At 50.8% G+C, this 13,823-nt stretch carries 14 protein-coding genes, 1 tRNA gene and 1 pseudogene; 4 read left to right on the top strand and 12 right to left on the bottom strand.

The window, feature by feature from the left end; translation table 11 throughout:
- Window positions 1-55: 55 nt before the first annotated feature.
- The 9 genes and pseudogenes from BTJ39_RS12120 to BTJ39_RS12080 all read right to left on the bottom strand — a co-directional run bounded on the left by BTJ39_RS12120 (window position 56) and on the right by BTJ39_RS12080 (window position 6,120).
- Window positions 56-343, bottom strand: a complete 288-nt coding sequence (locus BTJ39_RS12120) for a phage tail assembly protein (protein WP_078002961.1) — start codon at window positions 341-343, stop codon at window positions 56-58.
- Between the two features lie 55 nt (window positions 344-398).
- A complete protein-coding gene (locus tag BTJ39_RS12115; protein ID WP_078002960.1) occupies window positions 399-905 on the bottom strand; it encodes a phage major tail tube protein in 507 nt (168 codons plus the stop codon).
- Window positions 902-2,374, bottom strand: a complete 1,473-nt coding sequence (locus tag BTJ39_RS12110; RefSeq protein WP_078002959.1) for a phage tail sheath C-terminal domain-containing protein — start codon at window positions 2,372-2,374, stop codon at window positions 902-904. Before BTJ39_RS12110 ends, BTJ39_RS12115 begins: the two co-directional genes overlap by 4 nt.
- A 36-nt stretch (window positions 2,375-2,410) precedes the next feature.
- Entirely contained in the window at window positions 2,411-2,992 is a 582-nt protein-coding gene (locus tag BTJ39_RS12105; RefSeq protein ID WP_078002958.1) for a phage baseplate assembly protein V, read from the bottom strand.
- On the bottom strand, window positions 2,985-3,533 hold the full coding sequence (locus BTJ39_RS12100) for a hypothetical protein (protein ID WP_078002957.1): 549 nt from the start codon (window positions 3,531-3,533) through the stop codon (window positions 2,985-2,987). Before BTJ39_RS12100 ends, BTJ39_RS12105 begins: the two co-directional genes overlap by 8 nt.
- Before the next feature lie 189 nt (window positions 3,534-3,722).
- On the bottom strand, window positions 3,723-4,181 hold the full coding sequence (locus BTJ39_RS24335) for a lysis system i-spanin subunit Rz (RefSeq protein WP_096777725.1): 459 nt from the start codon (window positions 4,179-4,181) through the stop codon (window positions 3,723-3,725).
- A gap of 138 nt (window positions 4,182-4,319) precedes the next feature.
- Window positions 4,320-4,647: pseudogene (locus tag BTJ39_RS12090) on the bottom strand (phage holin, lambda family).
- A 207-nt stretch (window positions 4,648-4,854) separates the two neighbouring features.
- A complete protein-coding gene (locus BTJ39_RS12085; protein ID WP_078003031.1) occupies window positions 4,855-5,304 on the bottom strand; it encodes a lysozyme in 450 nt (149 codons plus the stop codon).
- 402 nt (window positions 5,305-5,706) lie between these two features.
- Window positions 5,707-6,120: an antiterminator Q family protein gene (locus tag BTJ39_RS12080; protein WP_078002955.1), complete on the bottom strand. Its 414-nt coding sequence runs from the start codon at window positions 6,118-6,120 to the stop codon at window positions 5,707-5,709.
- Between the two features lie 143 nt (window positions 6,121-6,263).
- Here BTJ39_RS12080 and BTJ39_RS24565 point away from each other — a divergent pair, with 143 nt between their 5' ends.
- Window positions 6,264-6,926 carry a LexA family protein gene (locus tag BTJ39_RS24565; protein WP_139356342.1) on the top strand — a complete coding sequence of 221 codons (663 nt, stop codon included), beginning with the start codon at window positions 6,264-6,266 and terminating at the stop codon, window positions 6,924-6,926.
- A gap of 269 nt (window positions 6,927-7,195) precedes the next feature.
- Entirely contained in the window at window positions 7,196-7,405 is a 210-nt protein-coding gene (locus BTJ39_RS12070; protein WP_078002954.1) for a hypothetical protein, read from the top strand.
- Between the two features lie 104 nt (window positions 7,406-7,509).
- On the opposite strand, the gene cbl is transcribed toward BTJ39_RS12070, so the two are convergent.
- Both cbl and nac read right to left on the bottom strand, forming a co-directional pair.
- Window positions 7,510-8,472 carry an HTH-type transcriptional regulator Cbl gene (gene cbl, locus BTJ39_RS12065; protein ID WP_078002953.1) on the bottom strand — a complete coding sequence of 321 codons (963 nt, stop codon included), beginning with the start codon at window positions 8,470-8,472 and terminating at the stop codon, window positions 7,510-7,512.
- 272 nt (window positions 8,473-8,744) lie between these two features.
- Window positions 8,745-9,662: a nitrogen assimilation transcriptional regulator NAC gene (nac, locus tag BTJ39_RS12060; protein WP_078002952.1), complete on the bottom strand. Its 918-nt coding sequence runs from the start codon at window positions 9,660-9,662 to the stop codon at window positions 8,745-8,747.
- 437 nt (window positions 9,663-10,099) lie between these two features.
- On the opposite strand from nac, the gene BTJ39_RS12055 reads away from it, so the two are divergent.
- Together BTJ39_RS12055 and BTJ39_RS12050 are read left to right on the top strand one after the other, a co-directional pair.
- Window positions 10,100-10,175, top strand: a tRNA-Asn gene (locus BTJ39_RS12055).
- 887 nt (window positions 10,176-11,062) lie between these two features.
- Window positions 11,063-12,556 (top strand): SulP family inorganic anion transporter, encoded by a 1,494-nt coding sequence (locus BTJ39_RS12050; RefSeq protein ID WP_078002951.1) that lies wholly within the window; start codon window positions 11,063-11,065, stop codon window positions 12,554-12,556.
- A 48-nt stretch (window positions 12,557-12,604) separates the two neighbouring features.
- Here the strand turns inward: BTJ39_RS12050 and BTJ39_RS12045 are convergent, their stop codons facing one another.
- Window positions 12,605-13,738 (bottom strand): FAD-dependent oxidoreductase, encoded by a 1,134-nt coding sequence (locus tag BTJ39_RS12045; RefSeq protein WP_078002950.1) that lies wholly within the window; start codon window positions 13,736-13,738, stop codon window positions 12,605-12,607.
- Between the last annotated feature and the right edge of the window lie 85 nt (window positions 13,739-13,823).

Here is a 13,823-nt window from a genome sequence, read left to right as displayed (position 1 = left end):
AGGTAGTCGGCAAAAGAGAAAGAGAGCCTTCGGCCGAGAAACCTGATGCCATCCATCAATCCGCTTTCAGTCGCTTCGCGGGCGGCAGCATAAAAACGTTAAAGGCATCGGTAAGCTGGGCATAATCTGCAGCAGTTAATAGCCAGATTTGCGCCTCGCTGAGATCGCACAGTTGGGCAATCATCCGCGCTTCCTTTTCTTCCTCATTGCCACGATCTTTAGCGAAAGCAATGCGATCGCGAACCAGTGGCTCACGCATGGTAAGCGTTTCCAGCACGCGGCCATTTTCCAGGTCAATTGGGGTATAAAGCGTAATCAGCTGGGTTTCAGTCGGATAATTCATGGTCTACTCCAAAAAAAACGGCCCGCAGGCCGTTTTAGTCAATCAATAATTAGGTTTACAGTCGAACATTCAGCGCCAGGCCGGCGAGCGTATCTACGCCGTTAACCCGGCGAACGAAGCGCTGGGGATCAATTTCAAACAACTCTTTCCCATTGAACGTCTGGCGATAATAGGTCACGGCGATATCTACCGTCATCGCTTTTTCCGCCAGCGCGCTATTGCCGCGGGCGTCCGGGGTTACAGTGGTCACGAAGCCTTCAATTTCTTCTTTGGTACCCAGCGAAATACCATTACCCAAATAGCCCTGATAAGCGGTAAAACGAGATGGGCCGCCGCCGGTAAAGCCAAAACTGGCGAGCATATCGCTATCAATGCCGTAGAATTTAATCTGACAGCTCATCGCCTCCATACCATCATCGACCGGGATAGGCGCATCCTGCGCGCCTGTACGAACGTCGGTTTTAGTAATGCTCAGTACGGGCGGGGTAAATTCGTGCGCGCCCTGAATGCGAACTCCCTGGCGAAAAAACGTCCAGGCACGTAATGTATTATTCATGCTCATGCCGCCTTTAACTCCTCTAATGCATATTTATTATTGACCCGGACACGAAGCGTGATCCGTTCAGTCGGTGATTTGGGTCCAAAATCGTAGTCGATGTAAAGCACGCCAGCAGCCAACGTTTCTGCGCTATTAAGCTCTTCGTCCAGCCACGCCTTGCCGCCGAAAATCGCTTTAAGCCCAACCAACTGCCGCATCCAGGCGTTAATAGTAGCGATGATGTCATCCGCATTTTGCCGGTCAAGCGGGCGGTCGACATAGCCAAGCATGGTTTCCTGGATACTGTCTTCAATAACGTCCGCCGTGCGGCGTACCGACTCAAAATGCCACTGCGGATCGCTGGTGCACAGGCGGTTACCCCAGTGTCTGAAGCCGTCCCGACGGATAATAGTGGAGACGTTTTGCATATTAAGCAGGTTAGCAGCGCAGTTCTCATCGCCGAGAATAAACTCATCAACTTGCTCAACGCCCAGGATGTTATTGATTTGTTGGTTAGACTTGCTCCACCACCAACCTTTTTCAAAATCGATGCGCGCACGCAGGCCAGCAGCAAACGCCGAATAAGGGCGCCAGGCTAATTGCCCCATACGGTTACTGATTTGTACGCGAGGTCGTAGCAGTTCAACGCGAGCGCCATACAGCTGACGGCGCGTCACCACCTCCTGCTGGGTTGCCTGCGAAGCGCAATCTACGTAGGCAATCGCCCGCAGCTTAGCGGCTACGCTTTCCAGCGCTTTACCAACCACATCGTCTTCACTGAAGCCGGTGGCGATGACAATGCGAGGTTGATAAGAAGTGACAGATTTACTGCTTGCCAGCAGGGTAATCCCGGCCAGAATCGCGGCGCGCTGTTGTTCTGCGTCGCTATCCTGCGCAACCCGAACAACGACGCTCAACGCATTGCGCTGTGCGTTCATATCGGATAGCGCCTGTGGCAGCGTTCCCTGAGTTCCAAGCTGGGCCAACTGGGCCGAACCCACTACGGCTACCGGCGTATTCAGAGGAAAAGGCTCATCCTCGCCACCCGCCAGCTGAAGCCGGAATGGTGCCATCACACCTTCCCCCTTATCACTGACGATCGCCGCCACAACGCCTGAGTCAGCTAACCCCTTCACCGCCGCCGCAACATCGGCGGCGGTCGCGGTTACTTTACCCTGCTCATCGACGGCCAGCGTGATGGTGAGCGTTTCGTCTTTCCAGGCTGCCAGCGTTTGCCCGACCGCCTCTTTTCCAGACTCATGTTTCGCGATAATGGCCTGTATCGCAATACGATTACCCTGACGGCCTGCGACCGCAGCGGTAAAGCTCAGCGCATTGTCAAGGATTGGCGTTCCCGATGTGCCGCTGGCGGCAACCCCTTTTGATGCATCCGGGGCCGTTCCCACCAATCCGATAATCGCGGTTTGCACCGTCGTGACTTCAACAGAGCCTGACACCAGCTCGATTGTTTCAACTCCATGTAATTGCGCCATATATTCTCCAGGCATAAAAAAACCCGCCGAGGCGGGTTACATTTTCTGATTTGGTTTATCGGTCATCCCGCCACTATCGCCAGGATGGTTATGATTATTAAAAATTTCCCGCATTGCGGACATGGTGCCTCTGGCATCCGCGACGTTATTCTTCGCCGCCAGGCTGCCATTAACATTGAGGTTATTGGTTATCTTCACGTTACCATCCAGTATCCCCTCTCCTTTGATAATGTATGATCCCTTCTCTGCCAGCGTAATAGTCAGTCGGTGATCGGTGCGGTTATAGCGAACTTCAGTACCATCGCCGTAACGCGTGATATGTTCTGTCTCGCTGCCAGCCGGTGCCGGCTGGATTACCGTATTCCAGCCAGGAATAACCCGTCCGTTACGCAACTCTCCAGCTTCAGATAACACCGTAACAGCATCTCCTGGCGCGCAGGGATTGATATCGGCGCGATTGGGCCCCGAGAATCCCTGACAAACCGGCAGCCAGTCAGTCAGAATATCACCCAGATCGACCTGACACTGAGGACTCGGTTCGAGGCGTACGGCATGAATAACGCCACGCCGAATTATATTAGCCAGCCTGCGCTGGAGATCGCCGGTCAGCTCACTCATGCGCATCGCTCCCGTAGACACGACGATAATTATCCAGATGCTGATTGCCAACGTCGGGAGCCTGCGCCAACCACACTGCGCTAAGCTGACCAGCCGCCGCCGAATATGCCGTCACTTTGCATAACTGGCTGTAGACAATACGCCAGACTTGATAGCCGGCAAGACGCAGTTCGTCGGCATCACGCTTCGCCAACTGAAAAACCGGCGGGGCGGCGGCAGGGGAACAGAACACCTGCTCCATCAGCCAGGCGGTTATATCCGCTGCGGCCTGCTCACTCTTAATCTGTGGGTTTTCGTCATCAGCGGCCTCAAGATCGGTAATAACGAATAGTTCACAGGATAAATCCACGGCGCAGGATTCCTCGCTGTTTTTACCCGCCGACCATCCGTTGACCCGGAACCACACCGCCGGTGTAGGCAGTTTGCCGGCATGAGCCGAATTATCGGTCGGGTAATTGCCAGCATAGGCAACCCAGGGAATTGCTTTCAACGCCGTAATAGTATTGCCGTTATATTCAGCCATACATCGAATATCAGCCATAGGCCAACTCCATTTGTTTCATAAAAAAACCTCCAGAATTTTGTTGTCCGATAACCCTATTCACCAGAAGTAAACGCAATGAATACTGTCATTGAGTGATAAAAATGAATTAGCGCCCGATTAAATATGTCGCGATAAAAATAATATTTTTTAATCGACACTAGTTTATCTACTGTAAGATGCTGGGGGCTAATTAGCACAAAATTGACGTATATATTGCTGCAGATACTTCACTTTTTGCCGGTCGCTGATAATACCGGCCCGGATAGCGAGAATGTTTTGTCCAGCAATAGCAGAGAGTTCGATGCCGGGCGCATCGCCCATGCTGCTGGCGCCGGAGCTAGCGTGTGGCAATTGGGTACATTTTCCTGCGACGCGCACCCGCCTACCATCAGCAAGCAGGCGACGCAGGCTGTCATTTTCACCAGTGGCATCAATCAGCTCCTCCATATTTTTTTTATCAAGCTCCGCCGCACTTTGTCGGGCTTGCTGCATAGCGTGAATGTCTTGCTGCTGACGCGTTGTCAGGGCAATATAATATTTTTGTTTATCGAGCAGCGCGTTTTTTTCCTGGCGGTAGTACTGCCCAAGCCCGATAAAAAACAATAGCGGTACCAGTATCAACATAAACCATTTTAAATTTATCATGACGCAATAAACCTGATATAAATTCAGATTATTTTTATTCTCCGAAAGAAACCACCTATTATAACAAGTCGAATATCGCAGCAGGTATTTTCAGACTAAGAAAAATAGAGATGCTTTACGTTAACTTAGCAAGATCATTTACTTATCAACGCCAAAGCGACATTTGATCACCTTTAGCAGCACGGAGCGTAAGGCATCAACGCCCACAAACCCGATGCCACCGCCAATCGCTATCGAAAGCACTTTCGGCAAATGCATATATTCAAAGCAAGATACGAAGGCTAGCGTTAACGCGCCGCAAAGCAGGCCTCCAAGGATCATTTTTTTTCTGCTCCCCCCCCGTATAGGCAATGCGCAATGTAGCCATCACGATAGCCATGACGACGCCCCCCAGGGGCGTTTCACCTCGCCACCAGCTGTTTAAAATACGCATTAGATGAAGCCATGAATTAAATTCACCGCTCATAGTTTCCCCTATATAAAATAAGACCAGTCATCTGAATACTCGCCTGTAGTTATCAAGTTATTTACTCTCTTTTTTCACCGCCGTTTTTGATTAAAGCATAAGAACGTTGCTTATTTATTCCGCTTATTATTTCACCTCCTCAACTTATAAAAGCAGGAGTATATTTTTTTGCCAACCTATTACGACGATGAAAAATGATGGCGTTAGCTATTGGGTATAGCCTAAAAATCTGTCACGTTCATATGCGCGTCGCAATATCAAACCAAAAACAACTTCGCCACCGGCGTTATGCCAGCGTAAAAACTCATCTGCGGCGCTTTGATACTGCCCGGCATTCAATTTTTTTAATAGTGTTGAATCTGTAAAGCTGGCTATTCCAACATTGTAAGTAAAGCTAATTAAAGCATCATACTGCCACTGCGTTAAATTGACCGTCACTTCGCCTCTTACGCCCGACTCATATTTTTGGATGCCCTCAACGAGTAATTCATCAGCCTGCTGCCGGGTAATGCTCATCCCTTCCTTCACCGGCTCGCCGTTAACCAGGCCGGTCCAGCCATAGCCAATCGTCCAGACTCCAGCCGTATCCTGATAGGCCTGGAGGCTGCAGCCTTCAAAGGTTTTAATTAAAATTATTCCATTGCTACTGATATTCATACGATAAACCCCAACTTGCAACTGATGCATTAGCATTAAACGCGCTAAAACTGCCCATACAGTTTTACTCACGTATCAATAATGCCGGCGTAGCCGGAATTATTGATACGCTTAATTGAGCAAACATATTTATAAACGATTAATTAACCATTAACTGGATAGTTGAATTCTATCAGACAGAAATTGTTTTGAATGAATTCTAATCCAGCCTTGTGAGGCCGAAATATTACAGTTTATTAACATATACGAGTAACAACCAGTCTGCAGTGGAGTCTGTCATCATACCACCACATTTATTTAGCGTTAATGCAATGCCGGTCAGAAGGTTAAAATTAATGAGTCATTAGACAGTTATGCGCTAACTAAATAATCACTATAAACAGGTTAATGGCCTTATTGTCATTACACAACTTTTTTAAGTGGAATCTCTAAAATTTTTTCTTTTTGACAGTATTTGTCCATCTCCAGCTTGATATCCAATACCGCGAGACAGCCATCAATAAATCCTTCAGCTGACTGCAGGCGGGTGGCAACTTGATTATGGGAAACACCAAGCTTTTTACCCATCAGCCGCACGGACATGGCTTTGATATAGTGCATCTCCAGCAGAGTACATAAATAAGCATTTCTTTTCTTAAGGCAGTTCATTGCAGAACTGACAATAAGACCATCATCATCACAGCACCGGCTTCTTGATTTGCTGCTATTGACCAACAACCCCTTGAATCCCGCAGCGAGTGACGCATAGCCGAGATGCCCGCCATCTCCTGCCGCCCAGCTCCCCCAACGTTGCAGGACCTTTTGAATATCACGCATTTTTACTCTCCTTTTACCCAATGTCTATTTAACAATACATTTTCTCTTCAAAACTCTAGGTATAAAATATACCCTGTAGGTTTTTTCACTTTCAATACCTATAGGTAATTTACCTGCAGATAAGTAACGTTTACATTGGATTCATGGACAAGTTTGAGAAGCGCCGTCGGCGCCTGCAGCAGTTACGGGATGAGTTCTGTAACGGAAAAATCGTTGAGCTGGCCCGTCGTATAGAGCGGGAGCCTTCATACGTTTCAAGAATGCTGTATGCTGAAAATAAGGCTGGCAGAAAGCGTATAGCTGATGAAATGATGGAAGTCATAGAGCAAGCTTTCAACCTACCAAGAGGCTGGATGGATGGTCTTATCAGCGAGGGTTGTCGCCTGTCTACCGCCAATAATCCTCCCCAGGTACAACAATTTCCCCTGCTCAGCTGGGAACAGGCCGCAAACTGGCCCAACCCACAGCACATCTCAGTGGAAGAGCTGGAGTGGTATGACTCAGGCACGCCGGTAATTGGTGATGCCTTCTGGCTAAAAATGCACGGAGACTCTATGACCTCAAGCGTCGGATTAAGTATCCCCGAAGGGATGCTGATCCTGTTTGATAGCGAAAAGAAAGCGGTTATCGATAGTCTGGTCCTTGCAAAGATGGCAAACAGCGGCGAAGTAACGTTTAAAAAATTAATCAGCGATGCAGGATTCTGGTACCTGAAAGCCCTCAACCCGGCCTTTCCGCTTATCCCACTGGGTGACGCCTGTAGTGTTATCGCCGTCGCCATCGAAGCCAGAATTTACTTTGCCTGAGGCAAACCCTTTGAGTGTAGCTCTGGCCCCCACCACATTTTGATGTGCAACGCGTTAGCTTGATCTGTTACCTTAAATATGATCTTTGGGTATTGAATGTTTAATATACCCTAAGGTATTCTTCCTGCATGATACGCTTGTCCAGTCGGCCATTTACGTTAAACTGGCAAAACATATGATTAAATTTTAGTCTGACATAAGGCCGCCTCTGACCAGAAGTTCATGTAATTTCAGGCCTCACATCATATCTGCGGGTAAGGAGTACTTCTGTGACCAGGTATAATGGCAATAAGGATATACGCATTGACGAAATTGCAATTTCGGCGAACAATTTACAAAACTTATTAGAACTTATATTTAGCAATATGGAAGCCATGCCAAAAAAACAGGCGCATTCATTAATTGGGCTGGCCTATGATATTTCCGCTGACGTTTCATTATGGCTGGAGAAAAAAGAACAAGAAAATCTTCAAAGTTAAACCAACACCGATTTAACCTTTATTAAACCATTTTAACTTAATAAGTTGGCTAAATAAGAGGAAGCTATTCAATTCCTGTAACGACTTGAGTCATCGTTTTCTCTTCAAATCTGAAAATCAATCACTGGCGCTTCCGATTTATCATCTGACAGCGCCTGTCGTTTAATTTCCTCCAGCGACAAATTAGCGTTGCACAGTTCAATAAACTGCCAGACGTAATTACGCTGTAGCTGACCACGGCGAATACCCAACCAGACGGTGTTAGGTTCAAACAGCTCGCGGGCATTCAGCGTCGCTAATCCTTCACCCGGCGCGTCAATGTTGCAGGCGTGCTCTGCCAGAATACCAACGCCAAGACCCAATTCGACATAGGTTTTTACTACGTCGGAATCCTGCGCGCTGAGGACGATATCAGGCATCAATCCCGCCTGCTGAAAAGCGCGGTCAACGCGGGAACGCCCGGTGATACCTTGCCGGTAGGTAATGAGCGGATAGCGACTCAGGGCGCTAAGCGTAACAGGCTGCTGTTGCTGCAATGGGTGCCCCTGCGGCACCAGCAGCGCATGGTGCCAGCTGAACCACGGGAATGCGCTGATGCCTTCGTGATTAGTCAGCTGCTCGCTGGCAATGCCAATATCCGCCTCGCCGGCCAGCAGCATAGCCACTATTTCCTGAGGCGAGCCCTGATTCAACTCCAGTCGTACATTCGGCCACAGGGCGCGAAACGCTTTAATTATGCGCGGCAGGCTGTAGCGGGCCTGGGTGTGGGTTGTGGCAATGGTCAACACACCACTGGTTTCACTGCTGAATACGTCAGCAAGTCGACGTACCTTACTGGCTTCATCAAGAATGCGTTCGGCGATATTCAGCAGCGCCTTTCCCGGCTCAGTCATTCCCAGCAGGCGCTTACCCCGGCGAATGAACAGCTCAACGCCCAGCTCATCTTCAAGGTCGCGTATGTGTCGGCTAACGCCGGACTGCGAGGTGTAGAGGGTATTAGCGACTTCAGTAAGATTAAAGTCGCAGCGTGCGGCTTCACGAATAATTTTGAGCTGCTGGAAGTTCACGCAATTCTCTCCTCGGGAGTAATATTTATCCCGATGTTAAGCAGCCTTTTATCGCACAACAAATAATAAAAAAACTTTTTATATACCTTAAGGGAATAATAAACCGGCAATAGTTATGCGTAATGCAGGACATCCACCGATAGCGGTAATCTGAGGGTAGCCCGCTGCGGGTGTAAATAAAGCACCCGCTGGCAGGCAAACGAGATCGTCATTGCAGTGAAGTAAATGAGAGCCGGACCACTCTCCGACGGGCAGGCTAGCGCTAGCTATACCTAACCCACCAGCATCAGCTCCCGGTCTTCAATCGTCGGCTTACTCAGCAGCGATAGCAGAATATTTTTAACCGCCTGTGCCGAAGGTGAAAGCGGCAGGCGGGAAGAGACATTCAGCGACAGCGGCAAATTTAATGTCGGGCTGGTAATACGCGACATCCAGGCATTCGTTGAGCTGACCAAAACGCGCGCGGCGGATTCCGGCAGCACCGTGACGCCCATACCGCTGGCGACTGCCGCGGTCAGCGTCGAGATTGACTCAATCTCACCTATAATGCGCGCACTTAGCCGGCGCAGCGAGAAAGCTTCATCCACGCGCTTACGCACCGCGCTGTAATCTCGTGGCAAAAACAAATTCATCTGTGCAACATCGGCCAGATCAACGTTATGCCCCGGACTGTCGCCGGCACCGATCAGATAAAGCTCCTCTTTCAGCAGCATGGTACTGGTAATACCTGCCGTGGGCGCGCGATCGTAAAGTACCGCCATATCCAGCTGACCATGCATGACCTTATCATTCAATGAAGAGCCACTGTTTTCATGCAAGTAGACCAGCACTTCCGGTAGCTGCTCACGCACCGTCTGCAGTAAAGGCATCGTCAGAGATGAAGCGGCGGTGCCGGGCGCCAGTCCGATTGAAACCTGCCCGTTCAGCGCCTGGCCGGCGTTAACCACCGCCAGCTGCGCCTGCTCGCACTGCCGCAAAATAGCGCGGGCGTGGGCATAAAGGATTTTTCCGGCTTCGGTCGGCGTCACTCCGCGTTTAGTGCGGATCAGCAGCTGCTGGTCAAGCTCACCCTCCAGGGTTGCAACCTGCTGACTGAGCGCGGGTTGCGCGATGTGCAAAACTTCAGCGGCCTGAGTCAGACTGCCGATATCGACGATTTTCACAAAATACTTAAGCCGTCTTAAATTCATAATGCCTCCGTCACGGTTGCCCGAATGACTGCTCTATACCGGGAATAAGTTGTCAGTCTGCGACCGACCTGATTGAAACAGACATTGCAAGCGACGTGCCAAATTTTGCTTAATATCGATTTAGTTATCAGAGCGGACATGAGCAGCGGAAAAATAAGCACTTCTGATAGTCACGAAGCCATTCATCAGACAAATCTATGTTGTTCATTATTGACCCAACGCGTCTGCCGCACTTCAATGGTGCAAAAAATGCGTTTAGGGTGTGCAGCGAGCAAGCGTTCAATGCGCATGTGGCCATCAGGCACCGGCCGGGCTACAGATTTAACCGCCCTGCACAGTGCCCAATCGTTGAATTAAGCAGCAAACGCACGGCGAAAGTTAAATGGCGCTTTGACTTTTATCACCCACCCCATTACTATTCGCCCGGTTCAAACGATTCCTCTGTAGTTCAGTCGGTAGAACGGCGGACTGTTAATCCGTATGTCACTGGTTCGAGTCCAGTCAGAGGAGCCAAATTCCTGTTTTCATGCCAACGTACCAATCCCCTGTCTGTTTTTTATTCAACAGGTTAGTGTGAAAATTCCTCCTGATGCATTTTGATTTTACCCTCCACATCGGGAAAATTGGCCATCACATCCGGGTTCAGGCTAGTTCAATTATAGAGCGTCCTGTATATCTCTTTCCGGCACAGAAACCCATATTCCTGCACCACCCAATACTTTTTTAAGCTCTTCGGTGCCAACGGTCTGGATTTCTTTAAACCGGGCGACTCCGTCACTGGTATCTCAACGTTAAACACTACAGTCGACCTACATTGCAGCAGCGAAAAGCGCGTTCCCTTAGCCGTACTTGTAAACGGCACCGTCAGCGAATAGATATTTAAAATCATGCTGGCATCTGCTTGTAGGTTTTTTAACTAATCCGCCCACGCTGAAAAGAAACGGTAATCTCCCGAAAAACCAGTGTGTCTATAAGTAGGATTTTCTCGTAAAATGGATTAAATCTGCGGATACCTGTCAGGCAGGCCGACAGATTCTCTCAATTATTAATCAGTACAGGATCTTAAGCTGCAATGCATATTACGCCACCCTGAATTTCCCTTTTATCGTACTGAGAAAGGCTTAATGCCCCCTCTGCTACACCCCATCCAGGGATGTGACTGCTGTACATAAAATTTGGCCCGTTTCATAAGCTGGCTATAACTCAACCTGAGAATCAGAATGTTATTTTTTGATGGCGGAAATGGGTCCCGCCCGAAGCGCATATGGGAATACTTCCGTAGGGATTTATCCGCGTATTTATTACTTTTTCTGAATATCAGGTCCTGGTCTGTCCAGTCAGATGCTGCCTGCTTTACTCATTCTTGCGCGTTCAAGCGATAACTATTAAGGACCTGGAACATGCAATCTGGTAACACCCTGCCGCCTGAAAGGCAGATGCGCGTCTCACATGTATTAAAATCCCCCTCACTCTTAACCCGTGAGTGTCTGGCCGGTGTGATGACAGCCCTGGCTTTGATCCCGGAAGTCATTTCGTTTTCCGTTATTGCCGGCGTCGACCCTAAAGTCAGCCTGATTGCATCCGTTGTGCTTTGCCTGTCACTTTCAATTCTGGGTGGTCGTCCGGCCATGGTGTCTGCCGCAGCAGGCTCAATCGCATTAGTTATTGGCCCGATGGTGCATGCTCACGGCGTAGGATACATACTGCCCGCGGTGATTCTTGCCGGGATAATACAGATAATTTTTGGTTTAACTGGCCTCGCGCGCATGATGCGATACATTCCCCGCTCCGTCATGATTGGATTCGTCAATGCCCTGGGCATCCTGATATTTTTTGCACAGGTTCCGCATTTCTGGGGGCGAGACATCGTTGTCTGGAGCATGTTTGCGCTGACGCTGGCGATCGTCCTGCTGGCCCCCCGCGTTCTTAAAAACATCCCGTCACCACTGATCGCAATTATGGTGGTAACGGGAATGGTACTTGTTCTGGGATTAAACGTTGCGAACGTGGGTGATGAAGGTTCTATGGCACCCGGCCTTCCTGGCTTCACCGAACTTAGCGTGCCGTTAAATCTTGATACGTTGAGGATTATCTGGCCGGCCGCGTTAAGCGTCGCCTTTGTTGGCTTAATGGAGTCCCTGCTGACGGCAAAGCTGGTAGACGATTTAACGGATACTCATTCCAGTAAAAGCCGGGAATCCTGGGGACTGGGTATCGGCAACATTCTGGCAGGGCTGTACGGTGGCATCGCAGGCTGTGCCATGATTGGGCAAACTGTCGTCAACGTTGAAATGGGCAAAGCGCGTAGCCGAATTTCTACCGTTACCGCCGGTCTGACGCTGCTGATTCTGGTCACCGGCCTGAGCGAAATCATGGCTAAAATCCCTATGGTCGTTCTGGCGGCAATTATGGTGGTGGTCGCCGTTAAAACGGTCAACTGGCACAGCCTGCAAAGAGCAACGCTGAAACGTATGCCCTGGTCTGAAACGGCGGTGATGGTTTTGACCGTTGCCGTAACCGTCTGGAGCAGCAATCTGGCACTGGGGGTACTGGCGGGCGTAATCGCCGCGATGATGCTGTTTGCCCGCCGCATAGCGCATGTGATCTACGCCGAACGCACTATCAGCAGTGATGGCGAAACGGCACATTACCAGGTTCACGGCCCCCTATTTTTTGCCAGCAGCAATGACCTGTTTGAGCATTTTTACTATGCCCTCGACCCCAAAAACGTCGTTATTGACCTGAGCCACGCTCAGATATGGGATGCATCCAGCGTGGCTGCACTGGACGGAATTCAGTATCGATATGAGAAGCATGGCATCGAGGTTGTGATAACGGGCCTGGATGACCGCAGCAGTGACTTTCATCGCCGGTTAACAGGAAATCTTGGATAGTCACAATCATAGAATTCCACTATCAGCTCTCCCGCCGCGGCGACCCGTTCACCCTTGCGGGTCCCACTCGTTGAAGGCGCTGACCAGCGACCGGGGGGCATCTTCACCGAACAGAGTATTAAACAGCCCGGCCCCCTCGCGCGCCGCTTCGGCGGCACGCGGAAACATGCTGCTTTCATAGGCCAGTAGCGCCGCCTCTACGTCTCCCGGGTGCGCGACAATAGCCGCAGCCAGCTCGGCGGCATCCAGCATCGCCAGATTGGCGCCCTCGCCGTTAGGGCCGGCGAGATGGGCGGCATCACCGATCAGCGTCACCCCCTTACGGCGCGGCCAGTGATGTTCAGTCGGCAGCGCGTAGAGGGTGCGCAGCACCGGCGGCGTATCGCCATCGGTAATCAGGGCAGTCAGCGCCGGCGCCCAGCCGGAAAACGCCTCGGCGATGCGGGCGCGCGTCGCGGCGACGGCGCTAAAATCAAGGGCGGCAAACCATGCCTGCGGCTGGTTCAGGGAGATATAGGCGTGCAGCGTGCCGTGTTTTTCCCGATGTGCCATGATCCCCTTACCCGGCGCCAGGCAAAACATTGAGCCGCCGCCAACCGCACCGGCGGTTGCCGGATAACGCTTATCGCTGTCATACAGCCAGGTTTCAACAAACGAGGTGCCGATATATTCAGGCCGGGCGTCTGACAGCAGTGGTCGCACCTTTGACCAGGCGCCATCGGCCCCCACCAGCAGGCCGGTTTCCTGCGTTTCGCCGTCGGCAAAAGTCAGTTGGTAGCGCCCCTCCCCGCTCTCCCGCACCTGCGTCAGCTTTTTGCCCCAGCGCACGGTTTCCGGCGCCAGCGAGTCAAGCAGCATCTGGCGCAGTTCGCCGCGATAGACTTCAGGGCGGCCGCCCTCGCCGTCATCCGGCTTATCGAACAGCACCACGGCGTGCTTATCGAGTACCCGGGTCGCCTGGTGGCCTTCAAGGATCAGCCGACGAAACGGCGCCATCAGCCCGGCCGCCTGCAGCGCCAGCTGGCCGTTATAATCATGAATATCAAGCAAACCGCCCTGCGAGCGGGCTATTGATGATGCTTCCGCCTCATAAACGCAGCAGTTAATTCCGTGAACCTGGAGGATGCGGGCCAGCATCAGGCCGCCTAAACCGGCGCCAACGATCGTAACCTGTGAAGTCATAGTTTCTCCCTGGAACGGCAAATGGCCGGGTAACGGCGCAGGCTGGTAGAGCGCTACTATTACAAATTATCTTTTAAGCAACAAC

This window comes from Izhakiella australiensis (assembly GCF_002006995.1).
GTDB classification, from domain to species: Bacteria; Pseudomonadota; Gammaproteobacteria; order Enterobacterales; family Enterobacteriaceae; genus Izhakiella; species Izhakiella australiensis.
This window is presented reverse-complemented; position numbering and strand designations above follow the sequence as displayed.